Source organism: Veillonella atypica, from assembly GCF_041431435.1.
In the GTDB taxonomy this organism is placed as follows: domain Bacteria; phylum Bacillota; class Negativicutes; order Veillonellales; family Veillonellaceae; genus Veillonella; species Veillonella atypica.
The window spans coordinates 1-26,024 of the sequence record NZ_JAPVXV010000003.1; the positions used below are offsets into that span (position 1 = coordinate 1).

23 protein-coding genes and 3 tRNA genes are annotated in these 26,024 nt (G+C 41.3%); 1 reads left to right on the plus strand and 25 read right to left on the minus strand.

Annotated elements, in window-relative coordinates:
* The 6 genes from O3598_RS03990 to O3598_RS04015 all read right to left on the minus strand — a co-directional run.
* Positions 1-3,519, minus strand: a 3,519-nt coding sequence (locus O3598_RS03990; protein WP_371451895.1) for an ESPR-type extended signal peptide-containing protein, incomplete at its 3' end; no start/stop codon positions are given.
* A gap of 565 nt (positions 3,520-4,084) precedes the next feature.
* On the minus strand, positions 4,085-5,116 hold the full coding sequence (locus O3598_RS03995; RefSeq protein ID WP_371451898.1) for a 5-oxoprolinase subunit C family protein: 1,032 nt from the start codon (positions 5,114-5,116) through the stop codon (positions 4,085-4,087).
* On the minus strand, positions 5,103-5,846 hold the full coding sequence (gene pxpB / locus O3598_RS04000) for a 5-oxoprolinase subunit PxpB (protein ID WP_371451900.1): 744 nt from the start codon (positions 5,844-5,846) through the stop codon (positions 5,103-5,105). The genes O3598_RS03995 and pxpB overlap by 14 nt, the downstream gene beginning before the upstream one ends.
* A 9-nt stretch (positions 5,847-5,855) precedes the next feature.
* Entirely contained in the window at positions 5,856-7,052 is a 1,197-nt protein-coding gene (locus O3598_RS04005; RefSeq protein ID WP_371451902.1) for an NRAMP family divalent metal transporter, read from the minus strand.
* Between the two features lie 55 nt (positions 7,053-7,107).
* A complete protein-coding gene (locus O3598_RS04010; protein WP_371442173.1) occupies positions 7,108-7,875 on the minus strand; it encodes a LamB/YcsF family protein in 768 nt (255 codons plus the stop codon).
* Between the two features lie 310 nt (positions 7,876-8,185).
* Complete coding sequence (locus O3598_RS04015) at positions 8,186-10,393, minus strand: ATP-dependent Clp protease ATP-binding subunit (RefSeq protein ID WP_371451904.1); 2,208 nt, start codon at positions 10,391-10,393, stop codon at positions 8,186-8,188.
* Between the two features lie 518 nt (positions 10,394-10,911).
* Between O3598_RS04015 and O3598_RS04020 the strand changes: the two genes are divergently transcribed.
* Positions 10,912-11,319 (plus strand): type II toxin-antitoxin system death-on-curing family toxin, encoded by a 408-nt coding sequence (locus O3598_RS04020; protein ID WP_371451906.1) that lies wholly within the window; start codon positions 10,912-10,914, stop codon positions 11,317-11,319.
* Positions 11,320-11,796: 477 nt separating this feature from the next.
* On the opposite strand, the gene O3598_RS04025 is transcribed toward O3598_RS04020, so the two are convergent.
* The 19 genes from O3598_RS04025 to O3598_RS04115 form a co-directional block, all read right to left on the minus strand.
* Positions 11,797-11,873: transfer RNA gene (locus O3598_RS04025), tRNA-Arg, on the minus strand.
* Positions 11,874-11,981: 108 nt separating this feature from the next.
* Positions 11,982-12,055: transfer RNA gene (locus O3598_RS04030), tRNA-Gly, on the minus strand.
* An 11-nt stretch (positions 12,056-12,066) separates the two neighbouring features.
* Positions 12,067-12,143, minus strand: a tRNA-Pro gene (locus O3598_RS04035).
* A 249-nt stretch (positions 12,144-12,392) separates the two neighbouring features.
* Positions 12,393-13,226 (minus strand): nucleotidyl transferase AbiEii/AbiGii toxin family protein, encoded by an 834-nt coding sequence (locus tag O3598_RS04040; protein WP_009660993.1) that lies wholly within the window; start codon positions 13,224-13,226, stop codon positions 12,393-12,395.
* Positions 13,219-13,812 carry a type IV toxin-antitoxin system AbiEi family antitoxin domain-containing protein gene (locus tag O3598_RS04045; RefSeq protein ID WP_009660995.1) on the minus strand — a complete coding sequence of 198 codons (594 nt, stop codon included), beginning with the start codon at positions 13,810-13,812 and terminating at the stop codon, positions 13,219-13,221. The genes O3598_RS04040 and O3598_RS04045 overlap by 8 nt, the downstream gene beginning before the upstream one ends.
* Positions 13,813-13,939: 127 nt before the next feature.
* Positions 13,940-15,145, minus strand: coding sequence for an NAD(P)-dependent malic enzyme (locus O3598_RS04050; RefSeq protein WP_005380274.1), 1,206 nt, complete (start codon positions 15,143-15,145; stop codon positions 13,940-13,942).
* A gap of 203 nt (positions 15,146-15,348) precedes the next feature.
* Positions 15,349-16,131 (minus strand): adenosylmethionine decarboxylase, encoded by a 783-nt coding sequence (gene speD, locus O3598_RS04055; protein WP_005377253.1) that lies wholly within the window; start codon positions 16,129-16,131, stop codon positions 15,349-15,351.
* A gap of 79 nt (positions 16,132-16,210) precedes the next feature.
* Positions 16,211-16,708 (minus strand): metallophosphoesterase family protein, encoded by a 498-nt coding sequence (locus O3598_RS04060; RefSeq protein WP_371451908.1) that lies wholly within the window; start codon positions 16,706-16,708, stop codon positions 16,211-16,213.
* Positions 16,705-17,286: an XTP/dITP diphosphatase gene (locus O3598_RS04065; RefSeq protein ID WP_016475928.1), complete on the minus strand. Its 582-nt coding sequence runs from the start codon at positions 17,284-17,286 to the stop codon at positions 16,705-16,707. The genes O3598_RS04060 and O3598_RS04065 overlap by 4 nt, the downstream gene beginning before the upstream one ends.
* A gap of 1 nt (position 17,287) precedes the next feature.
* The gene (rph, locus tag O3598_RS04070) at positions 17,288-18,061 is read right to left on the minus strand and encodes a ribonuclease PH (protein WP_287500709.1); all 774 of its coding nucleotides are present in this window, start codon (positions 18,059-18,061) and stop codon (positions 17,288-17,290) included.
* Positions 18,062-18,202: 141 nt separating this feature from the next.
* Positions 18,203-19,576: a histone deacetylase family protein gene (locus tag O3598_RS04075; protein ID WP_371451910.1), complete on the minus strand. Its 1,374-nt coding sequence runs from the start codon at positions 19,574-19,576 to the stop codon at positions 18,203-18,205.
* Positions 19,563-21,227 (minus strand): hydantoinase/oxoprolinase family protein, encoded by a 1,665-nt coding sequence (locus O3598_RS04080; RefSeq protein WP_371451912.1) that lies wholly within the window; start codon positions 21,225-21,227, stop codon positions 19,563-19,565. Before O3598_RS04080 ends, O3598_RS04075 begins: the two co-directional genes overlap by 14 nt.
* 94 nt (positions 21,228-21,321) lie before the next feature.
* Positions 21,322-21,975: a coenzyme F420-0:L-glutamate ligase gene (locus O3598_RS04085; protein ID WP_005377243.1), complete on the minus strand. Its 654-nt coding sequence runs from the start codon at positions 21,973-21,975 to the stop codon at positions 21,322-21,324.
* 12 nt (positions 21,976-21,987) lie between these two features.
* Positions 21,988-22,527, minus strand: coding sequence for a hypothetical protein (locus O3598_RS04090; RefSeq protein ID WP_371451914.1), 540 nt, complete (start codon positions 22,525-22,527; stop codon positions 21,988-21,990).
* Between the two features lie 12 nt (positions 22,528-22,539).
* On the minus strand, positions 22,540-23,349 hold the full coding sequence (murI, locus tag O3598_RS04095) for a glutamate racemase (RefSeq protein WP_005377276.1): 810 nt from the start codon (positions 23,347-23,349) through the stop codon (positions 22,540-22,542).
* Positions 23,342-23,761, minus strand: coding sequence for an acyl-CoA thioesterase (locus O3598_RS04100; RefSeq protein ID WP_005377257.1), 420 nt, complete (start codon positions 23,759-23,761; stop codon positions 23,342-23,344). Before O3598_RS04100 ends, murI begins: the two co-directional genes overlap by 8 nt.
* A gap of 117 nt (positions 23,762-23,878) precedes the next feature.
* Entirely contained in the window at positions 23,879-24,217 is a 339-nt protein-coding gene (locus tag O3598_RS04105) for a YkvA family protein (RefSeq protein ID WP_371451915.1), read from the minus strand.
* Positions 24,218-24,231: 14 nt separating this feature from the next.
* Entirely contained in the window at positions 24,232-25,095 is an 864-nt protein-coding gene (locus O3598_RS04110) for a hypothetical protein (protein ID WP_287503536.1), read from the minus strand.
* A 159-nt stretch (positions 25,096-25,254) separates the two neighbouring features.
* A complete protein-coding gene (locus O3598_RS04115) occupies positions 25,255-26,022 on the minus strand; it encodes an SDR family NAD(P)-dependent oxidoreductase (RefSeq protein ID WP_005377228.1) in 768 nt (255 codons plus the stop codon).
* Positions 26,023-26,024 lie beyond the last annotated feature (2 nt).

Here is a 26,024-nt window from a genome sequence, read left to right on the forward strand (position 1 = left end):
AGTGCTAGAATTTGTTGTTAGATTCCATGCAGAAGCACTCTTAGCCGCATTCTTAATGGCTTGTTCATCAATTGTCAATGTTACATCGTTACCAGTTGCTTTAGTTGTAAGATATGTAGGACTGCCACTCTTAATGCCAAAGTTAACATCACCAGAAGATAAGGATTTAGCCGTTGTAGTACCTGTATCTCCACCAAGAGAAATCGTACGCGCTACAGCAGTAGCAGAATCAGTAATCGATTGCTTTGTTGCCGTATTAAGATCAAAGGACACTTGACCATTCGTTCCTACTGTTGCCGTAGTAGTAGTACCATTTTTAAAGTTTAAGCCATCAGATAGCTTAACTGAATTATTACCGGTACCATTAGCTTTATATGTAATAGTTCGATCTGCATTGGCTTGGTTAATTACATCAGCTACATTTTGAGCAACTGCTAAGCCATTAGCACCATTAACAGATACAGTACCAGACGTATTTTGCAAAGTACCTTGCGTTGTCTTAATTTCTAATTTCTTATTAGCAGCCGTAGTAGTAATAAAGGAATCAGTACCACCTTCAACAGCTAATTTACTCTTAGATAAATTAACGTCTCCACTACCAGAATTGCCTTTGAAGGCTAGGTTAACACTCTTCAATTGTGCTACGTTAACGGCATCAGTATCGGCTTGACCTGCTGCAACGCCTACAATTTGTCGTGTGCTAGTAGCAGCACCACTAGCATCAGTTACACCAACTGATAGAGCCCCTAAGTTACTATTCAATGCCACGCCAGTTAGACCAGCATACTTATCTGTACGAGCAATATTTTCTGTATTAGCATTATAACCAGCAACACCAGAAGCTACATTAGCTTTAGAACCAGCACCAATCGCAATGCCTTTGTCTACATTAGCTTGAGAATCCGCACCAATTGCAATAGAATTAGTAGCTAAAGCTTGCGCATTTGCACCATAAGCAAGAGCTTTTTCTGCAGTAGCTTTAGAATCACGGCCAGTAGCAATTGAATCTACACCACTTGCTGTTACATCACGACCAATAGCAATACTATAATTTCCGCTTGCTGTCGATTTATTATTACCATATGTACCAATAGCAAGCGCTGCAGTGCCTGTAGAGGATGCATATCGACCCATAGCTACACTATTATTACCATTAGCTACTACTTCGCTACCTATGGCTACGTTATAATCTTGTTTTGCCTCTGCAGATTTACCAACAGCAATACTTTGTTGACCATTAGCTTTAACACTTCTACCCATCGCAACAGAATCAGCCTTTGTTGCTGCTGCATCCGGGCCAATCGCTACAGAATCACTTCCTGTCGCGCCATCATTATTTTGGTTATTACTTATTGTAGAATTAATAGATACATATTTTGTACGAAGGCCTTCAGCTACGGCATATAACTGTGCACCGTTGATAGCATCTGTACTAGTTGCAGAAATCTTACCAGCTGCAACATTTTTAATTTGGCGTTCTGCACCAGTTGCCCCAACAGATACTTGCATACCATCCAAATTAGTACCAGACAACACACCTGCAGTCCAGGTGATATTTTTATTACCAAATGTTACTGAACTTTCAGATGTCGCAGCATTAACTGTACTTGAATTACTGCCCAGTGATACAGAATTCTTACGCGTTGCATTTGCATATGTACCCAATGCTAATGCATTTTCTTCAGATGCAGTAGCACTCATACCAAAAGCAGATGCAGAATTTTCGGAAGCTTCGGCTAAAGGACCAACTGCAGTTGCATTTAAGGCACTAGCCTTTGTCTTACGACCGAGAGCAATCGCACTTTCCTCTGTAGCCGATACATCTGTACCAATAGCAACAGCATTTGTATGTGTTGCTTTTGTATTATAACCAAAACTTATTGATGTACCACCAGAAGCATTAGACAATCTACCAATTGCAACAGCATCAGAGGAAGATGCAGTTGCGTCTGTCCCAATAGCCGTCGCACTTTCACCTGTTGCTTGAGTAGCACGGCCAATAGCAATAGCATTTTTGGCGGTTGCTTGAACTTTTTTTGCAGGCATAGATCCTAGAGCATCAGTACCAGCACCAATAGCAACAGAACCCTCACCTTGAGAATTCACACTATAACCAATGCCTGTTGCATATTGAGCAGTGGAATTAATAGTAGAACCTAACGCAACAGTTTGATTACCAGATGCAGTCGCATAGTAACCTAAGGCTGTAGCAGCACCACCACTAGAGGTAACACCAAGACCAACTGCAAGATCATTCCCAGTTTTTGCTTTAGCATTGTAACCAATAGCAGTGGATTTTTCACCTGTTGCCTCAGTTTTTTCCGTATTGTCTGTAGCAGAATCGCCATTGCCACCACCAATAGCAATGGCATTGGCAGCAGTAGCTGTCGCGCTGCGACCAAGAGCAGTAGCATTACCACCAGAAGCAATTGCACGCAAACCTATAGCCGCATCACCCCATTTAGCATAATTGGCAATATCTGTACTAGAATCATCAAATTTACTGTTGGTACTATTAAAAATATTAGCACCGGATAGAGCTTGATAACCAAGAGATATAGCGCCACTGCCATAAGCACGTGCACCAGCTCCCATTGCTGAAGCACCATCTTTGTTAGCTTTGGCTGATACACCTACGGCTGTAGAATTAGATCCTGATGCATTTGCTTGGAAACCAACACCTGTACTATACTCTCCGGACGCCTTACTATATGTACCAAGTGCCGTTGATTGTTTTTCAGTTGCATTGGCATTTCTACCTAATGCAGTTGCATCGGTAGCACTAGCAATAGAATATGCACCAATAGCGGAAGAATTTTCACCTTTTGCATTAGTGTTACGACCAAGAGCTATCGCACTAGTTTTATCAGATATAGAGCTACTACCAATAGCAATAGCACTTTCTTCAGAAGCATTCGAGTTATGCCCTATAGCAATAGACTTCTCACCACTAGCACGTGGGTAATTAGTTCCAGCCGTGTAATCAGTTCCAACATCACCACTCCCTAATGCTAAGGAGTATTTACCTGATGCATCAGCACTTACCCCCATTGCTATAGAACCTGCTGTTCTTGCACGAGTTGCAACACCTACAGAAACACTAGCATAGTTATTATTAATTGAATTATCATTATTTGTCTCAACACCAAGAGCTACAGTATTTTTCCATTTTGCCTTTGCATTAACCCCCATCGATACCGAGCTACCACCACTTTGTGCACCACTACCAATAGCAACAGCACCATTGTCATTAGCATTAGCTTTACCAATAGCTATAGAGTTAGCTCCACCTGCGCTAGCTGTACTACCCCCACCAGCAGAAATTGCAATACCTTGGATATCACTATGCCCTGTAAAGCTACCACCAGCCTCAACTTGCATAGTTTGCCCAGCGACCATTGCCGCAAAAATACTGGCAACTATAATTTTCTTTTTCCCTGTTGTATTCTTAGCCAATTCAGATACAACAACATAGCATTGTTTCGACTTAGACCAAATAACTTTAAAGATTTTATTCATTTTCGCTTCCTTTTTGCTAACTAACCTCTCAACTACATGAAATATATTTTCAAAAACATAATGAAGTTTAGCTCTTTGTAGAGTAATAAAATCCATTAACTTCTAAAAAACTATGAATTTGATTTCATTATTCTATCATATTCTACTCATATTTCTCAATTGTAAATTATACGGATTAAGAATATTTAATTCCTATTTCGAATTTTGTCTATTTTGGTATTTTACTTATATTTACTATGTTCTATATGAACTCTTTATGTATTTTAATTCATATCATATGTATTTTCATCATATGTAGCATTTCTGCTATTCTCATTATCAATCCGTTATTGATTTTACACAACTTAAGCTATACCAAATTGGTTCATTTTATCCTCATTTTTTATAGAAGATTTTTGTTTAAGAAAATGTATCGATATATTTTTAAGTAATCAGATAAATTATTTAATATTGATTTATACTTCATGCACAAAAAAGCCACTCCTTACTACAAGGAGTGGCTTTCATAAAATACATATACATACAAAATTATGTGTAAACTTATAAATCAGTCGTTTTTTACGTATTATATTGTTGTTTGTAGAGAGAATACAAATGTACTTTGTGCGGAAGCCAAGTTGATTTTGCTATGCAAATTTTGCATATATGCCCTATACATCTCTTGTGCCTCTTCCACCGATACAATATCAAAGGTAATTCCATCCCCAATAGGCAATTGGCTCAATCTAGGCAAATCCGCCGTAATAACGGTACCGATTTTTGTATAGCCCCCCGTCGTTTGCCGATCCGCCATGAGGATAATTGGATTACCATCAGATGGGACTTGAATCGATCCAAACACAGCGCCATCCGAGATGATATCAGCACCGTCGATGTGTTCAACAGGGGCTCCATCTAATCTAAATCCCATACGGTCGCATTGAATGGTTAATGTATAGAGTTCACTACTAAAATTGCGAATACCTGTTTCTGTAAAGTACTTAGCTTGCGAGCCCAGTACAACGCGCAGCGGTTCATGGCATTCACGGCCGCCCCGATTAAATAAAACCGTATTAAATAAATGATTTGATTCTCTAGTATAGTCACAGATGATAGTATCACGGGTGCAGTCCTTTAAATGTACTTCATCACCCGCTGCTAGAGGACGGCCCTCAAATCCGCCAATGTTCGCCTTTGTGTGGGTCGCCACGCTGCCGTTGATTTCGGGCACATCGATGCCGCCGGCAAAGGAAATATACATGCGCACCCCACATTGGCTAAAGCTGCCAGAGATTATATCGCCGTCATGACAGACAAAAGGAATGTACCGCGGCACCTCAACATTATTAATGGTAGGCTGCATATCTGCACCTGTGAAAGCAACAATACACGTACCTTTCACCTTCAGCGTAGGGCTGAGTACGGTACACTCTAAAGCCCCTACGGGTGTCGTATTTCCTACAAGGGCTTGTCCGATAGCATAGCTTTCACCATCCATAGGACCGGCCACGGGCATACCATATTGTTGAAAGCCTACGCGCCCTCCGTCTTGGACGGTGGTCATCATACCAGGCGCGACCACCTCAAATGACGCATTCTTATATTCACTTACCGCCACGGAGGTCACCTACCTTTACATGATGTACAACAGGCTTAAAAGAAGAGCCCAATTTCTTAATACAGTGGAACTCACTTTCATCAATAGGAACATAGCGCACATAGTCGCCCGCCTTAAGCAGAGCCGCCTCTTCACGGGATGCATCGTACATGGACAGAGGCGTGCGTCCTATAATTTGCCAGCCACCAGGGGAATCCGACGGATAGGTGCCGGTCTGCTCCCCTGCGATACCTACAGATCCTGCCGGAATATGCGTACGCGGCGAGGACAAGCGAGGTGTAGTGATGCGCGGATCCATGCCCCCTAAATAGGTAAAGCCCGGAATAAAGCCCATCATGTACACGAGGTAATCCGTGCCGCTATGAATACTCACCACATCGGCCTCTGTAAGGTGATTATGAGAGGCTACAAATCCAAGGTCTGGACCAAATTCACCACCATAGACGGTCGGTATCTCAACGACCGTCACGAGTTCATTTTCATCAGATTGGATAGGCTGCGTACAGATAGGTTCAAGAATGCGGCACAGTTCAGCATAGGTGTAGCGCAGCGCATCATACTGAATGAGAAGCGCACAATAAGTAGGCACCATCTCAATAATACCCTCTAAATGGAGGCTTTCAATACCTGCCACAGTCTGACGGATACGCTGATTAATCTTAGGGTCAATAACTTGACCGAATTCGATGGAGATAGCACTATCCCCAACCGGAGAAATTGTGGGATTCATACGTGCCCCCTAACCTAATAATTTTGCAATACCTTGCAAGGATGTAACGCCGATATAAGCAGTCACAAGCACAACAATCCAGCCAGTATAGAATAAAACCGGATTGTGCTTATAGTCCCCTACGATATTCGTCTTACGCGTTGCCAATAACATAACGGCTAAGGTAACAGGCAAGATCAAACCATTCACAGAGCCCGCCACAATTAATAGTGTAGCCGGTTTACCAATAAAGATAAGAATGCATGTGGACACGAAGATGAATGCCATGATGGTCAATTTTTCATACTGTTCTACCACCTTGAACAAGGTTTTAAGGAAGGATACCGATGTATAGGCAGCACCCACAACAGATGTCAACGCAGCACAGAAGAATACGATACCGAATAATTTATGACCGATTTCACCAGCACCGAGTAAGAACGCAGAACCTGCTGGGTCCTTTGGATCTAATGCAAAGCCCATGGATACTACGCCGAGTACGGCTAAGAATAACAATATACGAACAATAGCGTCTACGGACATGCCCATGAAGGCAGCGCGACGCACATCTTTTAAATGTTCACGGCCTGTAATGCCCGCATCAATCAAGCGATGGCCGCCGGAGAATGTAATGTACCCACCTACGGTACCACCGATAAGGGTAATCGTAGCTAGCCAAGGGTAATTGGTTGGCACAATGGCATGGGTTGCGGCCTCTGCTACAGGAGGATTAGTAGAAAATGCTACATAACCGATGAGTACAAGCATCACTGTGCCCAACACTTTCGCCGTATTATCGAGAACGCCACCCATTTTAGGGGATGCAAATAATAAAATACCCAAGATACCACTGATGGCCGCTGCCGTCGTCGTATCGATACCGAATACGATGTTAAGGCCCATGGACGCGCCCCCAATATTGCCGATATTGAACGCAAGGCCTCCAAGGGAAATCAAGAATGCTACGAAGTAACCAAGGCCGGGCAAGACCTTATTCGCAATATCTTGGCCCCGCATTTGGGATATGCCGATGATGGTCCATACATTGAGCTGTGCAATGATGGAAAAAATAACGGACACCACAATGGCGAACGCAAAATCCGCCTTTAACTGGCCTGTAAACGCCGCCGTTTGTAACATAAATCCTGGCCCAATGGACGACGTGGCCATCAAAAATGCTGCCCCTAAGAGGACAGATAAACTCGCTTTACCTGTAATCGGTTTCATACTGACTCCTTTTATCTATTCTGATTCTATCTATTCTTATACAATCGATTGTAATCTATCGATTCTGAAAATTCGCTACCACGACACCTGCCTTAGTAAGGCCTTCACGAATATACTTTGTGAAAGCTATCGCTTTTGGATTATCGCCATGAACGCATACGGAATCGGCTGCAATATCGATTGTTTTGCCTGTATTCGTTACGACCTTGCCTTCTTGTACCATCATGAGCACCCGTTCCAAGGCCTCTTGCGGGTCTTTTATGAAAGCCCCCTCTTCCGTACGGGGCACCAAGGTGCCTTCTTCTGTATAACCTCGGTCTGCAAAGACCTCTTGGATGACAGGGATACCTCGTCGCTCTGCCTCTTTGGCTATATAACTACCACTGAGCACCATGGCACGGACCTTTAAATTGACCGCTTCTAATCCATCTAACACCGCATCAGCAAGTTCCGGCGTTACGCACGCCATATTGTAAAAAGCACCATGTAATTTCATGTGCTGCAACTCTACATCGTACTGATTGCAAAATCCTTGCAACGCACCGAGTTGGTAGATCATATACGCCCGTGCCTCATCGGGGCTGACCGCCATCTTGCGGCGTCCAAAGCCCATTAAATCAGGATATCCCGGATGGGCTCCTACGGCTACGCCCTTCTCCTTGCACATCTTAACGGTGGCCTCCATGATGAGAGGATCGCCTGCATGCCAACCACAAGCCACATTGGCACTAGTGACGTGATTTAACACCTCACTATCCATGCCTAATGTGTAATTGCCAAAGCTTTCACCTAAATCGCTATTTAAATCTATATAATGTGACATCACTATGCTCCTCTCGTTCTTAATTTTTCTTATATGCTTGGTTTTCCTTATATTCTAATTTCCCTTATATTCTAATTCCCCTTATATTCTTCATCTTTTCTTTTAATTCTATAGAATATAGTAACATGATTATACAAAATATATTGATACGTTATCAATGATTTTTGTCATGTATACAAAATTCATATAATAACACAAAAAAGCACTCGACGTAATGTCGAGTGCTTTCACAATCAATAGGACTATTGTTATTTGTGTGTATATGGAGAGAGTTGTAAGGGATTCAATGAAAGGGTCAATAGCCTACCGATTATTTATTGTCCTTGGATGCAGCATCATCAGCTTGTTTGCTGTCATCTGCAGATTTGTCATCACCGGATTTAGCATCGGATGTGTTAGCAGCATCCTTGTCGCTGATCACGATGTGACCATCTACAACATCAGCCATCAAGTGTTTTGCATCGATGTGATCCAAGTAGTAATCAGTTACATTATCGCGAATTTCAGATTCAATAACACGACGTAATGGACGAGCGCCCATTGTTTTGTCATAACCTTGTTCCATCAACAAATCTTTAGCTGCGTCAGTTACATCTAAGGTAATTTGTTTTTTAGCCAAAGTTTTGTTAACTTGGTCGAGCATCAAATCAACGATTTTCTTCAAATCTTCTTTACTCAATTGATTGAATTCGATAACAGCATTGAAACGATTCAAGAATTCAGGACGGAAGAATGGAGCAATGCGGTCCATTACATCGACTTTGTTTTCATCGTCATTGTCACTGCCATAACCGAAGCCTGCGTTGGATGTAGCAATGATAACAGTATTCTTGAAGTTTACTGTGTTACCTTGACCATCTGTTAAGCGACCATCGTCCAATACTTGAAGAAGTAATGTAATAACTTGAGGGTCTGCTTTTTCGATTTCGTCGAACAATACGATGGAGTAAGGATTACGACGAACGCGTTCAGTCAATGTGTTGGAGTTATCTTCGTAACCAACATAACCAGCTGTAGCACCAATCAATTTAGAAACCGCTGTGCGGTCACTGTATTCAGACATATCCAAGCGGATAATAGCGTCCTTGTTACCAAACATATCAAGAGCTAATTGTTTGGCCAATTCTGTTTTACCAACACCAGTAGGACCTACGAATAAGAAGCTACCGATTGGACGGTTGCCTTCGTCAAAGCCTGCACGGTTACGACGGATTGCTTTAGATACAGCTTCTACTGCTTTATCTTGACCAATGACGTGAGCTTGTAAACGAGATTTCATGTCTTTCAAGCGTTCGATGTCGGATGCACCCATTTGAGATACAGGGATACCAGTCATACGTTCTACCGCTTCGGCTACATCGTTAACCTTAGCCACTACCTTTTGGTTATCAGTGTGTTTGTCGATTTCTTCTTGTAATTTTTGAATACGCATCTTTTCGTTAATAGCGGATTCGTAATCTTCTTTTTGAGCAAACTCTTCTTGTTTTGCTTTAGCTTCTGCAATATCTGCTTCCAATGTTTTGATATCGGTTACAGGATGTTGGGAAGCCAAGTGAGCTGCTGTTACATCAATCAAATCGATTGCTTTGTCTGGCAAGCTACGTTGAGGGATGTATTGTACGGAATAATCTACAGCGGCTTTCAAAACGGCATCTGGCAATTCGATGTTATGATGCGCTTCGTACAATGGACGAATGCCTTGTAGAATTTTGAAAGTATCTTCTGCAGATGGTGCGTTTACCTTTACTTCATTGAAACGACGAGCAAGTGCTGCGTTTTTCATGATTGTGTTGCGGTATTCATCTTGTGTTGTAGCACCGATAACTGTTAATTCACCGCGGGACAAAGCAGGTTTTAAGATATCTGCCAAGCCTTTGGATCCTTGACCATCACCTGTGGAACCAGCGCCCAAGATTTGGTGAATTTCGTCGAAGAACAAGATGATATTACCAGCGGCCTTAACCTCTTTGATAAGGTTTTGAATATTTTCTTCGAAGGAACCACGATATTGAGTGCCAGCTTCCAAACCGGAAATATCGATGGAAATGATTTCTTTATTTTTAATCGCTGCTGGAACATCGCCATTTACAATGGCTTGTGCCAAACCTTCTACAACAGCTGTTTTACCAACACCTGCATCACCGACTAGAACTGGATTGTTTTTTGTACGACGTGCTAAGATTTCAGCAGTTTCTTGAATTTCTTTGTTACGACCGATAACAGGATCAAGCTTACCATTACGAGCTTCGTCTGTTAAGTTCGTACCTAAACGAGCAAGGATACCATCCTTTTTCATTTGACCTTGTTGAGCTGCAGCTTGTGCTGCTTGGATTTCTTCATTAGTAGGCAAATGACCTGTTTGACGATAATAAGCAAACTCTTCAGGAGTTACTTCACGACCATTTATTTTATAACGACGATTTTCTGTGGAATAACCACCCATGTTACCCATCAATTGATTGAACAAATCATTCATGCTACCAAATTCGCTACCAAAGTTATTGAAGTTGTTGTTCATATAAATTACCTCACTTTTTCACTACAAGTATATCTGTTTGACCTTTTAAGTCTCTTTAATTTCTTGCTTTATTTCTAGGTTTCTTTAACCTTATGTCATTATAATAATCTTATTAAGTCAAAAAGTCAATAGGTCAAAATATAAATTTTTGACTTTTCTTGACTTTTATTTTGACAAATCAGATTTATATGGCAAGAATATAGATAAACGCTGAGTTTGTGAGAGATAATTAAATTTGAACTTTTAAAATATTTACTATAAGTTATATTGTTTATATTGATTTATTCCCTATATAATAGAAATAAAAGTCAAATATATAGTAAATATAAAAGTCAAAAATACAGTAAAGGAATTTAATTTATGATGACAAAAGATCAGAAAAATACCGATTGCAAAACAAACCACAAACCCTCTATCTTAACTAGTGATACTAATAAAGAGCTAAAAAAGCAGATAAAAGACATCTCGCAACAAGTATTAAAGCGTAATTATAACCTATATAAAGCATTGGAGAACAAATGAATACAGCTAATATCCAATTCACCTTACAAGATATCTATGAACTCCACGCCCAACTAGAAAGTGCATTTGTCCTTTCACCAGGCGTACGCGATGAAAACCTATTAGCATCAGCCGTCTATACCCCCTTTCAAACCTTTATGGAAAAAGATCTATACCCATCCATCTACGACAAAGCAGCACAATTATGTTATGGCTTAGCCAACAATCATCCTTTTACGGATGGAAACAAACGAACAGCATTGCATAGCATGTATGTGTATTTAATTATTAATGGATTCGATATTATGGCAACACAACAAGACGTAGAAAACATGATTATCGATGTTGCCGCAGGTAATATGACAAATACAGAACTAGCACAATGGTTGCGGGAGAATACTGTAGAGATTGATACGAATTTGTAATTCGACAGAGATACATAGGGTTCTACAAATTAGTACAGGCCTGTTTTATTTCTAACGAGACCTATACATAGGGTCCTTCAAATTAGTACAGGCCTGTTCTATTTCTAACAAGGCACATATATAGGGTTCTTCAAATTAGTACAGACCTGTTCTATTTCTAACAAGGCACATACATAGGGCCCTGAAAATTAGAACACGCCTGTTCTATTCCTAATAAGGCACATACATAGGGTCCTGAAAATTAGTACACGCCTGTTCTATTTCTAACGAGACCTATACATAGGGTCCTTCAAATTAGTACAGGCCTGTTCTATTTCTAACAAGACCTATACATAGGACCCTTCAAATTAGTACAGGCCTGTTCTATTTCTAACAAGACACATATATAGGGTCCTTCAAATTAGTACAGACCTGTTCTAATTTAAAATAGCAATGCAAAAGCGGATAGCCCATTACGAGCTATCCGCTTAATTTCTTTGGTGATCCAGGAGGGATTCGAACCCCCGACCCACGGCTTAGAAGGCCGTTGCTCTATCCAACTGAGCTACTGAACCATGTGGATTACCTTTATATGTAATTATCTATTATAGTATAAATTATGTGGCATGTATCGTCAACTAATGACGTCATTTTTCGTTAACCCTAAAAAAGGCAAAAAAAAATGGAGCGGGTGAAGGGAATCGAACCCTCGCGACCAGCTTGGAAGGCTGGGGCTCTACCATTGAGCTACACCCGCAAAATAAAAAATGGTCGGAGCAGCAGGATTCGAACCTGCGACCCCCTGGTCCCAAGCCAGGTGCGCTACCAAACTGCGCTATGCCCCGTCATTAATTACTTGCTAATTATAGCAAACCCGGTAGTTGATGTCAACCACTACTTTTGCTGAGTTTTACTCAATTGTGAGTACCTCTCTGCAACGAAAATTATTATATCATTGGACCACTATTCTGACAAGTATTTTTTTATAAATTCATTAAAAATTTAGGATTATCTATTCCCAAAATTATTTTCATAATTTCTAAATCAAAAGCACATAGTATCACCCCCTCTTTCCCTCTTTAAAAAAATTTCTTTTATAATCCCATACAATCAATAATCTGTTCAAATACATCTAATGTTTTATCAAAAGTAATTTCTACAGCGTAAGGTGAACGTTTTTGATATCTTAGCCACGATGAATGTAAATCATCATCATTTCTTAACATCATAAGAACATCCTCAAATGTTTCCTTATTAAATGAAGTATTCCTATATGCAAATGTTTTTACACAGGCAGCATGTAACAACTTATAATCTATACTGTCATTTAATGTACTATAAATCATAAATACGTCGTAAAAGTCTTTACATCGACTATTAAATACACCCCGTTCACATATGGTCTGTAGTTTCTCTGCCAACATAGTTTCTACATTATATGCACAAATATTAAATTCACTTTCATCAAAAATGCTCTTATAGGAATATCTTATAGCTTCTGGTGTAATCGGATCACCTGTAGCTATATCTAAAGGAATAACTTGTCTAATATTTTCTAATTGACAGAGTATTGTTAGTCTATAGCCTCCATACTCATCAGATTCACGAATTGGTTCTATTCGCTGTATTGAATATTTAATATCCGATGATGAGTTCAATAGTATAGACTGGAATTTCACTAACAATACTTCTTCTGTCAGTGGAAATTGCCGAATAACAAAATCAATATCTAATGTACTCCGTTGCCGTATACCAATAACATTTGATAGTAAAAAACCACCTTTAAATATAAAATTTTCACATTCACTACTAGATGATATTTGCTCTAGTATCCGCTCTAAAAAATAATGTGTTTGTATCATATTAAAAGGCAGTCCAGACTCTTTCGATAATTTATGACATAAAGCTTTCAGTTTATCCTTATTCATAGATAACCTCCAAAATACTTTTAACCTTATCATATATCTTCATTTTCTTAGCGTAATCGTATAAACGATTCAGATTTCGATTTTTATAACGCATATACCTATGTAAAGTTTTAGAAAATAATTCAGTATCGATTTTATTTCTATTTTTAATGAAATCACATAAGGTCCGTTCTAAATCATAGGTTTTGACAATATTACCATATACCGTTTTACACTCTATGATACCTAATTCATATATATCTTTCGTAACATAATGTACAAGATTCACGTTGTTAATTCTATGAATATTATACCCTCGATACACAGTTACCTCTAGTGCCGGATAAATATCATCTGTAAATTGATGTAAATACAGGGCTGATGCATATGAAAAAATGGGAACTCCATATTGTTTTTGAAAGAGATAGTATTCATCATAATCACCTTTTGTGCTTAAATAAATACCTCGACTTACACGATTAAGTATCCCCTCATTTACCATTCTAGTTAGGTATATGGAAGGTATATTAAGAGCTTTAATATCGCGACTTGAAAGTATACCATTATTTTGTTCTAGTTTTGATTCTATAATTCCTCTATAATCCATATAATATCTCCTATTGTTATTATTGTGCTTACATTTTATAATTTTGTACGCACAAATGCAACATCTATATAAAAAAACATGCACCCCGTAGGGTGCATGTTCAAAATCATATTTGATTTAGTTAAAATTAACCTTCGTAATGACCGTCTTCAACGATTTGAGGGTTTTTGGCAATGCCTTGTTTTACAGCTACTTCAGCAACTGCTTTTGCCACTGCAGGAGCTACGCGAGGGTCGAATACGGATGGCATGATGTTTTCATCATTCAATTCGCTGTCTGGAATCAAGTGTGCCAATGCATCGGCAGCAGCCAATTTCATTTCGTCAGTGATTTTAGATGCACGAACGTCAATAGCACCACGGAAGATACCAGGGAATACAGCTACGTTATTGATTTGGTTAGGTGCATCGGAACGGCCTGTACCTGCAATGCGAACGCCAGCAGCTTTCATATCAGCGTATGTTGCTTCTGGGTTAGGGTTCGCCATAGCGAATACGATAGCGTCATCAGCCAAGTTTTCCAAAATTTCTTTTGTGAAAGCACCTGCTGCAGATACGCCAAGAAGGATGTCAGCGCCTTTAGCGTTTTCAGCCAAGTTGCCATGTTTTTCTTCAAGGCCAAGCAAATCGATCAATTCAGTTTGCAAGGAATCAAGGCGTTTGTAATCTTTGTGCAATACGCCAGAGGATACCAATACGGTAATATCACGAGCGCCTGCAAGGTATAACAAACGAGCGATGTTTGCACCAGCTGCACCAGCGCCGTTTACTACGATTTTAGCTGTAGCTAAATCTTTTTTAACGAGGCGAAGAGCGCCTTTTACACCAGCTAAACATGCGATTGCTGTACCGTGTTGGTCATCATGGAATACAGGGATTTCCAATTCTTCTTTCAAACGATTTTCAATTTCGTAGCATTTAGGAGAAGAAATGTCTTCCAAGTTGATGCCAGCAAAGTTCTTTTGCAACAATTTTACAGTGTTGATCAATGTATCAGCATCTTTAGTATCTACAACCAATGGAATGCAGTCTACATCGCCAAATTTTTTGAACAATAAGGATTTACCTTCCATTACAGGCAATGCGGCAGCAGCGCCGATATCGCCAAGGCCGAGTACACGAGTACCGTCGGATACAACGGCAACCATGTTGGAACGGCAAGTTAATTCAAAGGATTCTGCTTCATTGTCTTTAATACGCAAGCATGGTTCTGCTACACCTGGTGTGTAAGCAACGGATAAATCATGAGCGTCTTTTAATTCATATTTAGTTCCTACTGTGAGGAAGCCTTTTAATTCACGTTTTTTTTGTACTGCTAATTCACGTACGTCCATAATAATTCTCCTTTGTGGATGACAACGGACACAATAGTTTCTTGGTATTAATTATTAATACCCCTTACAAGTTCATTATACAGAATCAGAAACAATAATACAAGATTTTTCGATATAGTTTTTCGAAAATTTTAGAATTAATCATGAATTCATATTCTTAGCATTAATTACATGTCCACAAATAACTAAGCGTTTTAAACAATCTAGGCTTTCACAGATGGCAAATTGCGTCCGTAGAAGATTTCTGTCATTTCTTGTCGCAATTGGTGTTTAATTTGCTTAATTTCTCGTTCGCTCAATTCCGCTTCGGTAATGCCGAATAAGTAATTATCCAAATCAAAATCCTTGAGCATCATCTTAGTGTGGAAGATATTTTCTTGGTACACGTTCACATCGATCATGTTGTACAAATTGCGCGTTTTCGCATTAATGTAATTTTGAATAGAGTTGATACGATGGTCGATGTAGATTTTCTTGCCCGACACGTCGCGCGTAAAGCCACGCACATGATAGTCCAATGTCAAAATATCCGAATCAAAGCTATTGATCAAGTAATTGAGGGCCTTTAGCGGAGAGATTTGACCACATGTGGACACTTCGATATCGGCACGGAATGTACTAATCCCCTTGTGCGGATGGCTTTCAGGGTACGTATGAACTGTAAGATGGGATTTATCCAAATGCATAACCACATCTTCTTTTTCAATTTCTTCTTCAGAAATCAAAATCGTAACCGATGCCCCTTGTGGGTCGTAATCTTGTTTCGCAATATTTAAAATGTTAGCACCGATAATATGACTCACTTCGGTCAAAATATTCGTCAAACGCTCCGCGTTGTATACTTCATCAATGTATTGAATATACTGCTTTTTTTCTTCCTCTGTACGAGTATAACAAATATCATAAATATTAAAACTCAACGTTTTCGTGAGATTATTAAACCCATATAACTTCATTTTAGGCTTTGCTTTAACTGGTGTATCCATGATATGCCATAACCCTTTCCATGCATAGACTTACTATTTTTTTGTGAAAGCCATACAAAATGTAGCTTTCACACATATACTATATAATATCCTGTTTATACACAAATTCTACATCAAAGGCGCCATCTTCGTAGGTGACGATGGCAAAGGTACCGCCCGATCCATCCCGAGGCAATGCTATACTGCCTGGATTGACAAAGAGAGTATCACCTAAAAGTTTTTCTTTATGAATATGGCTATGCCCGCATACGATGAGGCGCGCCCCCATAGCATTGCCAATGTGTATCAATTCTTGTGCTCGTTTACAATATGATACCTCATGACCATGGGTCATGTAAATATAGGTATCTTCTAAGGGGATCAGTTGTTCCTTAGGCTCTAAGGGCTGCACGCGGTCATTATTGCCGCGCACGGCATAGACCGGTACATCGGTGCGCGTTTGCATATACCGCGCATCATCGCCGTAGTCACCTGCGTGTAGCCACATGTCGATATCTTGCTCCATCGTTGCATCTAATGCGAGATCAATGGTATCGAGATAACCATGTGTATCACTAATAATACCTATTCGTTTCATTTATTCACCTTTGCAACTAACTCTTGCAACGCCTTGCCACGATGACTGATGGTTTCCTTAGTATCGATATCGAGTTCCGCCATGGTTTTACCAAATCGGGGAACAAAGAAATATGGATCATATCCAAATCCATTAGTACCAACCGGCGTATCTTGAATTTCACCATCACAAGAGGCTTCGGCCGTCACGCTAGCACCGTCCGGATGTACCAAAGCTAAAGCGCATACATAGTGCGCAGTTCTATCCGATTTACCTTGTAATTCGCGAATTAATTTTTCATTATTTGCTTCATCATCGCCATGAACGCCCGCATAGCGTGCGGAGTATACGCCAGGTGCCCCATCAAGAGCATCGACAGTGAGCCCCGAATCATCAGCTAAGCACGGCAATCCCGTTTTTTCGCTATAATATTTCGCTTTGAGGATGGCATTTTCCATAAAGGTTGTGCCCGTTTCCTCTGGTTCCGGAACGTCAACTATATCTTTCACAGGCACACAGGTAATGTTCATATGAGAAAAGGCCCGTTCAAATTCACGTATTTTCCCCTTATTGCCCGTTGCTAATACAATACGTTCCATATTATTGTTCTCCTTCAGCGGTTTGAACAGGCACATCAGGATACACCTTGCCAATTTTGTCCGCTACAGAGCCGAGTACATTGCGTTGCACAGCCATCAATTCATCGGTAGCAGATTCTGCAAGGTCTAATAATTGGTTAAGTTCATCGCGGCTAAATGTGCCATGTTCACCCGTACCTTGTACCTCGATGAGATTACCAGCACCGGTGCGCACCACGTTCATGTCCACTACGGCAGCGCTATCCTCTTCATAGCAAAGGTCTGTAATAGGACCTTCTGGACCAATGCCGACGGAAATAGCGGCACAGAAATCGGTAATAGGGAATTTACCAAAGCCGCCAAATGTAAAATCGATGGCATCCACAAGGGCTACAAAGGCACCTGTAATGGACGCCGTACGCGTACCGCCATCGGCTTGGATAACATCGCAGTCTACGGTGATAGAGCGTTCGCCTAAAGCCTTTAAGTCTACAACAGCGCGCAATGCACGACCGATTAAGCGTTGAATTTCAACAGTACGGCCCGTTTGTTTACCGCGAGCGGCCTCACGGCTTACCCGTGTTTTTGTAGAACGTGGCAACAAAGAATACTCTGCAGTCACCCAGCCTTGACCGGAACCTTTTAACCAGCGCGGTACATTTTCCTCGATAGTAGCTGTACAAATGACCTTTGTTTTACCACATTCGATGAGTACAGAGCCTTCTGCATATTCTGTAAAATGTCTCGTTATTTTAATAGGTCTCAATTGACCTGCTGTTCTATTGTCACTGCGCATAACAACGCCCCCTTTATCTCTAATATACCCATACTGAATAGTTCATTATAGGATATGTATCACAATAGAAACGCCCCTCACACGAGGGGCGCTATCTCGTTTATTCTATTATATCATGAACAATGGTTCCCATTCGACAGGCTAAATCTCAACTTGTCCCTGTCCCATAGGGTCCACCACTACATAGCGATTGAGACCACCCTGTTCTTTCATGCGACGTGCTTCAGTGAAAGCCTCTTCACGCGTAGCATCATCGGCTTGCCAGGGAATAAACATGGCGTACACACTTTGCTTTGCATAGGGCCCATAATTACCATAGGATTCAATGCTATGCCAGCCAATTTTATCTGGATAGAGGCGCACTGTTTCACGACGCTCTTCTTGTACACCAGATTCGTCGTAATACACAGAATAATCACGGCCCCATCTATCCTTGTGACCGATGAGTTCATCTCGAGCTATTTCTTCACGCCTAGCCCATTGGTCCTTCCATTTCAAAATAAGATTATCAATATATCTCGTTACATCAGCCGTCTGATGTTGTTCTACATAGTTTGGCTCGATAACGCGACTGTAATCTAACCCAGCCATCGATAAAATGATACCTGTATTTACATAAGGCAAGGCCTCTTGTACGGAATAGCCACCTTCAAGGACTGCAATATCTGCCTGCAATAAATCCACTAATTCTGCGTAGCCCTTAGCGGTCACATTCATATTGGCTAATGGGTCCGAGAAATGGTTGTCCTGACCTGCTGAATTAATGACGATATCCGGTTTAAATTCATGTAGAATCGGCAATACGAGTTCGCGCATCACCTTTAATAAACCTTCATCACCCGTGCCAGGAGGTAGTGGAATATCTATGTTAGCACCAATGGCTTGAGGGCCTCCGAATTCATCCATAAATCCGGTACCCGGATATAAGGTCCGTCCATCTTGGTGAAAGCTTATATACAATGTATCTGGGTCATGGTAGAACACGTCTTGTGAGCCATCACCATGATGTACATCAGTATCTACGATGGCCACCCGTTTCACACCATAGGTTTGACGTATATGTTGAATCATAACGGCTTCGATATTGATGGTACAGAATCCACGGATGCCATGAACCATAGCCATCGCATGATGTCCTGGTGGTCTAACGAGGGCAAAGGCTCGATCAACTTCACCTCGTAGCACTGCATCAGCTGCTGCAATGGCACCACCAGCCGATACGCGATGCGCATCGGTTACCCAAGATGCTAAATCAGGGGCCCCAACGTGAACTCGTTCTATCACATCCCAGTCGGCTACGATAGGATTATATTCTCTAATATTCGGTACATCCAATAAGCCTTCTTCCACAATTTGATCCCGCGTATAGAGCAATCGTTCTTGCCGTTCTGGATGGGTAGCAGAAATTTTCCAATCAAAGGCCGGGAAAAATACGAGGCCTAATGAAGGATGTTCTATTGTGCTAGCCGACACGATTCCATTACGTACCCGGTAACTGTCCTTATGATTCCACATAGATGCTCACCCCCGCTTTCAGTTGTACCTTCACAGTAATAATGCGTTCCATCGATTGCCATCCATCGACAACAGGAAAATCTTCAATACTAATCGTTTCTATAGCAGGCATTGTACCTTGAGGTACAAGACCTTGTTCCTGAGCAGCCTCGCGCAGTAAGCCATAAGCTACTTTTGCGACAGCGTCAGCAGAACGCAAAGAGCTACTTTTATCTTGAATACCCAGTTCTGGCACTACCATAGTACGACGTTTTGTATCGACGTGAACCGTAATCGCCATCGTATGGTTAGCCACACCAGCACCGATGGCATTAGCCACGGCCGCATCGGCTGGAATATGAACAGGCAATCCTAGTTGGTCCCCAATAATAGGGCCCAAACTAGCCGCCGTGCCACCGACGATAACAAGCTGGGCCGGCACAAATGGATCAGGATGCACAATATCGGCCACTACATAGATAGGTCGTTTATTTTCCTTCGCCACGACCGTATCAATCCCTTGCTTTACAACACGGACGGCTTCATCTACGATGCGTTGAGCCATGGTTTTCGCATCAATGGTCATATCAATCTGTGCAATAGCATCGTACGCCTTCTGTTCATCACCATAATGCGCGTTACCAAGCACGATGAGGGCATCCCCTAATGTAGGGATAGTGCCGCCCAATGCAACAGATGGGCCAATCCGTTCAGGGCCAACCATGAGTTTCCCATTTTCATAGCGCACCGCCGATTCACCGCCAATGCCCACCGAGGTAACCGCAAAGGAGCGTACAGCACTTGGATATTCACGAATGGATACGCCCTCCTTTGTCATCAGTGGTTTGCCCTGTTTCCACAAGGAAATATCCGTTGTAGTCCCGCCAATATCAAGGGCCACCGTATGGGCGTCTTTAGTGCTGCGCAATGCTTCCAAGCCAAGTACCGTTGCAGCTGGTCCGGTAAATACCGTTTCTACAGGAATGGATTCCACCGTATCTATCGGTAGCGAACCACCGTCAGCTTTCAAAATATATACCGGTGCCGTAATGTGAAAGGTATCTAATGCGTGGTAAACAGCGTTCTTAAATTCCTTAAATACAGAGGCCACGGCACTATTAAAATATGCACTGATGGTGCGACGTGGAAAATTAAGATTGCCACTTAACGCACTGCCTGTAGAAATCGTATGATATGTGTCAGCTAGAGCCTGAGCAATATCGATTTCTTCCTTTGGATTGCGAACGCCAAATTTTGCGGATACAGCAGCCAAATCGGTACCACTCTTAGCTTGCACCATGTTCGCTAGTTGATGAGTCCCCTTTATATCTGTACGTTCCACCACGATGCCACGATGGTCCGTATACCCTTTAAGATACACAGGTCTTACAGGGAATATATCATCTACATTGCGCCCTGGCCCCGCTACTACATAGAGATCTACAGGCTGTTCTTTATGCTCCACAATTGTATTTGTCACTACCGTAGTGGATAGCGTTACCTGTTCTATTTGTGCAGGGTCCACACCACGCATCACCGCACCTAAGGCATCCGTTATGCCATTCATAAGATTCTCCTTCGTGGTTCGCCGCTTCGCCGATGAAACGATGGTACCCCCATCTATAATAACGGCATCCGTAAAGGTGCCGCCTACATCTATGCCTAATAACATATGTCCTCCTTTAAACAGAAAAGAGACCGCCGGAGCAGTCTCTTTTGTTAATCTCTAGACTTACCAGTTCTGCACCGGAAACATCGAGAATCTTTTATTTTGCTCCCGAAACAGAAGCGTAGTTTTTAATAATAACGATTGGTGTCATTTGGCTATCATTACCAAATGGATTATCAATCAACAATTTAGCGATTTTCTTCGCATCAATACCGCGACTTGTACCGAGAATTGCAGAGCGTTTCAAGTCGTTTACGTCTGCTACAACAGCGCCATAGCAACCTGTGCGTTGAACGATTTTTTCAGCCACCTTATCTGGATCTTTTGGACCAAATACGATGTGTTTATCGAATGGAGGCATTGTACCTGTTACGTCATCGGTTAAGGATGCAGCACGGGCGATAGCGTAAAACACGCCTGGTTTGCGGAAAATTTTAGCAATAGCGCCTAAGAAGAAAGCACCTAATACCTTCCATTTACCATCTAAGTTCATAGCAGATTGCATACCATAAATAGAAGCCATGGAACCATCTGGATGGATAAAGCGGTTGATCATACGCGCTTGCCAACACACATTGAGTTCTTCAGGACGTGTAAAGCGACCTTGTGTAATAGCCACAACGGATTCTGCTACGCATACGATGTCTTCTGGTCCAATATTGTGACCACCAAATTCAACGATAGCATCAACGATGTCATCATTATCTGTAAGAATACGTGTAGGAACACATACTAATTCTAATTCTGCCATTGTTATGCCTCCTTAGTGAACCAATGCTGCTTGTACTTCTTCTGCAGTCAAACGAATACGTTGTTTGTCGATATGGTAATCGGTACGACCTACGATTTGGTAATAAATGTCGATGTCCATATAAGGGAATCCCTTAATATCTTCACGAATATTACCATTTCTACCAGTTAAGGTAACGTAAACGCGGATTGTACCACCCTTGCGAGGCTTGATGATGATAGCTTCAAAGTAACCATCGTGGCGTGGACGATCGATATCCATAGCCCAAGCGTCTACTTTCACACCATCAAAATGTTCTTCTGGAAGCAAAGGACGTGGGAATAAATCCATGATTGTACCAAGTTGACGGCCTTTGTTTACAAATGGCACATCGCAGAACAATGTCATAGAACTCATATTCATATCTGCCAATTGAAAGATTGTTTTCCGCTTTGGCAACAAAATAACGCGTTCGTTACCTTGTTTTAATACGAATAGACGGAATAATAGGTACAAAACAGCTACGATAACTGCAATGGCAACTATCACATTTATTATGTCATAAAACCACATATGAATTCTCCTTTATAGTGTAATCAATTCCACCGAAAAATCATCAGTATCTAAGAATTGGGCGCCTAAATCAGCCCCTAGGGCAATATCCTTTGTGAAATACAAGGTGCTATGGCCCTTCTCGGTAGATGGATTATGCAAATGATTGCTGTCCATCGTACGTCGTACTAGATCACTAGTCTCATAAGCAGGGTCGATATATCGGATGCGGTCACCTGATAACTCCTGCAGGACAGGGCTAACAAATGGGAAATGAGTACATCCCAATACGACAACATCGATATCCCGTTCTAGCATAGGTGCTAAGTACTCCTTAGCGGCTTTACGAACAGCGTCATCATGCAAATGACCTTGTTCAATTAAGCCGGCTAGTTCTGGGCATGGTTGTTCCCATACAAAAACCTCATGGTCGATGTCCATAGCCACATATTTATGAATATGACTATTAACGGTCGCCACCGTCGCCATGATACCGATGGTATTACTATTGCTTTCACGAATAGCAGTCTTAACACCTTGCGATACACCGATAACCGGCACATTGACGCGACTGCGCACCTCATCGAGGGCCACTACGGTGAAAGTATTGCAAGCGATAACCATCAATTTTACAGGTACTTGATGTAATGTTTCTGCAATACGGCAAGCGATTTCTGTAATCTCCTCGGTTGGACGATTGCCAACGGGATTATTAGCATTATCCCCTATATAGATGAAGTTTTCATTGGGAAATTGTTCCTGTAGAACTTTCAAAACGGATAGACCACCTACACCTGAGTCAAAGACGCCGATAGGCAATCGTTGTGTATCTATATTAGTCATGAGGCATCTCCTCAACAGCATTTAGAATAGGTTGATAAAAGCGATCCTCTAATCGTACGATTTTCCCAGACGATTTAGACATAAAGGCATTCTTAGTCTCACCCGTCGCCAATAGAGCACCATCGCTAGCGCGGCGCATGCGGTATTTAAATACCATCTGAGCACGGGTCATTTTGACTAAATAGGTTTCTATATTAATCGTGTCATCGAACCGAGCAGGTTCCTTATAGTTACACGATACATTCATAATTGGAAATACTATATCCTCGTCCATCATATCCCACAAGGTGACACCGATGTGACGAAGGAATTCAATACGCGCCATTTCAAACCACCGAAAATGATTGCTATGGTGAGCAATTCCCATCATATCGGTTTCATAGAAACGGACGTTAATTGTCGCTGTATACATTTATTCATCCTTCTTATTACAATACAAATTTAATTGTATATCTATTAACAAAGGGTGTCAAATAAACAAAGGCAGTCCAACCAATAACAATGATTAAACTGCCTTTTTATGTACTTGTTAGTTGCCAAAAGGGATTAGCTTTTTCGCTTGTTCTTCGTGGGATGTTTTGATATAGCGGTTGGCTATTTTGAAAGCAATACCGAGAACTGCTACATCATCTACCCAGCCAAGGCCCGCAATCGTATCAGGAATGATATCGATTGGTAGGACGAGATACCCTAAGGCGCCGGCTAAAATAGCCTTTACATATTTTGGTGTATCTTGATCGCGCAAGCAAAAGAATAACACCACTGCTTTTTGTACAAAGGCAAGTTTTTTACCATAGCGAGTGGCAAACGCCAAGAATCGAGACTCACTAAAATACTTGCCATATTTGATAATCTTTAATGGATTCATACCAATCCTTCTAACTATTTACGAAAACCGTTAATTGTGGATTTTGTCGTTTCTTTTACTGTTTCAACAGCTTGGAACGCAGTATCTTTTGCATTTTCCACAGCTTTAGACGCTGTAGTTTTTGCGTTTTCCACAGCCACTTGAGTAGTTGCTTTCGCTACTTCTACGCCACCTTTAGCCAATTCTTTTGCAGTATCCAATGTTTCTTTTGCTACATCGATTTTTTCTTTTGCCGCATCAGTTACTTTTGCTACTGCTTCTGCTGCATTATCATGCAATTGGTATTTCGTTTCCGTATTCCATTTTTCAATAGCAGGTGCTACTTTTTCAGAATATACTTGTTCTAATTGTTCTTTTGCAAGACCTGTTTCATTGGCAATACCAGCCCATACATCGCGTTGGCCTTGAGTGAACGGAATGCTTGCTGCTGCATCGCGAGCGATTTCGCCAGCAATGGCTTTACCATTTTCATAGAACTCAGCAATCATAGGTTTGTAGCGTTCGATGTCGGATGGCATACCATCTTCGATCCAAATATGAGCTACCTTACCAATAGCATAGGTCAAACCAATAGCTACCGGTACGCGTACTGCTTTAAAAGGTACGAGTAAGGAAATAGCAGCTGTAGCAATAGCAGTGCTCAAGCCACCTACTAAACCTACAACAGCACCTGTTTGTAATTCAACATCATATAAATGAGCAATGCGAGTTACCATGTATGTTGCATTTGTGCATAGTGCAACATTGCTGAATTTTGGAGACAAAGCCAATACGGCAGCACGGCCTGCGCCCCAGAAAATAAATTGTTCAACTTGATAATTTAAATCTTGACCACCATCGCTAAGCGGTTCAATTCTAACGCCATTATATTCTGCCATAATCGTTCTCCTTTTTCTCCGGATTCCACTTGTGAATGTATGTATCGTTCATTAGTATTATTATACCATTCTCAATGTAGAATTGAAATGAATAATATATATTTTACCCTGTATAAACTGTCTTATTATGACTATTAGTAATAGATAACACTCTATTCACTACCAACTCGTAAGACCTCCATCAATCGTCCACGCAGCACCTGTTACAAAAGATGCTTTTGAACTAATTAAAAAAGCGATAACTTCTCCAATTTCATGAGGTTTTGCAATACGTCCTAACGGATAATGTTGGCCCATCTCCTCTTTTGCTTGCTCCGCATCTTGATGGGATTGGGCAATTTGCTTATCTACAAGCGATGTATCTACGTCGCCAGGACATACACAATTTACACGTACTTCATGAGGTGCCATCTCAAGGGACAGTGATTTTGTAAAGCTTACGATAGCACCTTTTGACGCACCATATACTGAGCAGGCTACATTGCCTTGTAGGCCCGCATCACTAGATACGGTAACAATACTGCCCTTTACTTGACGTAAATAAGGCAATGCTGCTTGGCACAAGAATACAGTTCCTTTTACATTTGTTCCAAACATTTCATCAAAGGCCGATTCAGATACATCGGCTAGTAGCTCTTCTTCATAATATCCAGCCGCCGTTACAAGAGCCGAAATACTACCAAAGAAATCTACCGTTTCTTTTACGATGCGCTGACAATCGCTAACACTAGATACGTCGCCTTTCACATAGCGCACCTTCGAAGAATATCGGCGCAATTTCATCTTTGCCCTTTGTCCCGCTTGTTCATCGCGGCCATTGATAACGACGCACCAACCTTCTTGCAATAATAGCTTAGCTGTGGCAAATCCAATTCCCGATGTACCACCGCTGATCAATGCCACTTGAACATCATTTTTATGAGGCATAC

Coding starts and splice junctions, on each gene's coding strand:
- O3598_RS04065 (WP_016475928.1), bottom strand. CDS start 17,286: ATGGAACGTATTGTATTAGCAACGGGCAATAAGGGGAAAATACGTGAA.
- O3598_RS04080 (WP_371451912.1), bottom strand. CDS start 21,227: ATGTTATTAGGCATAGATGTAGGCGGCACCTTTACGGATGCCGTTATT.
- murI (WP_005377276.1), bottom strand. CDS start 23,349: ATGACTAATATAGATACACAACGATTGCCTATCGGCGTCTTTGACTCA.
- O3598_RS04115 (WP_005377228.1), bottom strand. CDS start 26,022: ATGCCTCATAAAAATGATGTTCAAGTGGCATTGATCAGCGGTGGTACA.
- O3598_RS04045 (WP_009660995.1), bottom strand. CDS start 13,812: ATGGATTATAGAGGAATTATAGAATCAAAACTAGAACAAAATAATGGT.
- O3598_RS04050 (WP_005380274.1), bottom strand. CDS start 15,145: ATGGACGTACGTGAATTAGCAGTACAAAAAAAACGTGAATTAAAAGGC.
- speD (WP_005377253.1), bottom strand. CDS start 16,131: ATGGATACACCAGTTAAAGCAAAGCCTAAAATGAAGTTATATGGGTTT.
- O3598_RS04020 (WP_371451906.1), top strand. CDS start 10,912: ATGAATACAGCTAATATCCAATTCACCTTACAAGATATCTATGAACTC.
- pxpB (WP_371451900.1), bottom strand. CDS start 5,846: ATGAATCCCACAATTTCTCCGGTTGGGGATAGTGCTATCTCCATCGAA.
- O3598_RS04085 (WP_005377243.1), bottom strand. CDS start 21,975: ATGGCAGAATTAGAATTAGTATGTGTTCCTACACGTATTCTTACAGAT.
- O3598_RS04110 (WP_287503536.1), bottom strand. CDS start 25,095: ATGGCAGAATATAATGGCGTTAGAATTGAACCGCTTAGCGATGGTGGT.
- O3598_RS04015 (WP_371451904.1), bottom strand. CDS start 10,393: ATGAACAACAACTTCAATAACTTTGGTAGCGAATTTGGTAGCATGAAT.
- rph (WP_287500709.1), bottom strand. CDS start 18,061: ATGCGCAGTGACAATAGAACAGCAGGTCAATTGAGACCTATTAAAATA.
- O3598_RS04090 (WP_371451914.1), bottom strand. CDS start 22,527: ATGTGGTTTTATGACATAATAAATGTGATAGTTGCCATTGCAGTTATC.
- O3598_RS04005 (WP_371451902.1), bottom strand. CDS start 7,052: ATGAAACCGATTACAGGTAAAGCGAGTTTATCTGTCCTCTTAGGGGCA.
- O3598_RS04040 (WP_009660993.1), bottom strand. CDS start 13,226: ATGAATAAGGATAAACTGAAAGCTTTATGTCATAAATTATCGAAAGAG.
- O3598_RS04060 (WP_371451908.1), bottom strand. CDS start 16,708: ATGAAACGAATAGGTATTATTAGTGATACACATGGTTATCTCGATACC.
- O3598_RS04075 (WP_371451910.1), bottom strand. CDS start 19,576: ATGTGGAATCATAAGGACAGTTACCGGGTACGTAATGGAATCGTGTCG.
- O3598_RS04100 (WP_005377257.1), bottom strand. CDS start 23,761: ATGTATACAGCGACAATTAACGTCCGTTTCTATGAAACCGATATGATG.
- O3598_RS04105 (WP_371451915.1), bottom strand. CDS start 24,217: ATGAATCCATTAAAGATTATCAAATATGGCAAGTATTTTAGTGAGTCT.
- O3598_RS04010 (WP_371442173.1), bottom strand. CDS start 7,875: ATGTCACATTATATAGATTTAAATAGCGATTTAGGTGAAAGCTTTGGC.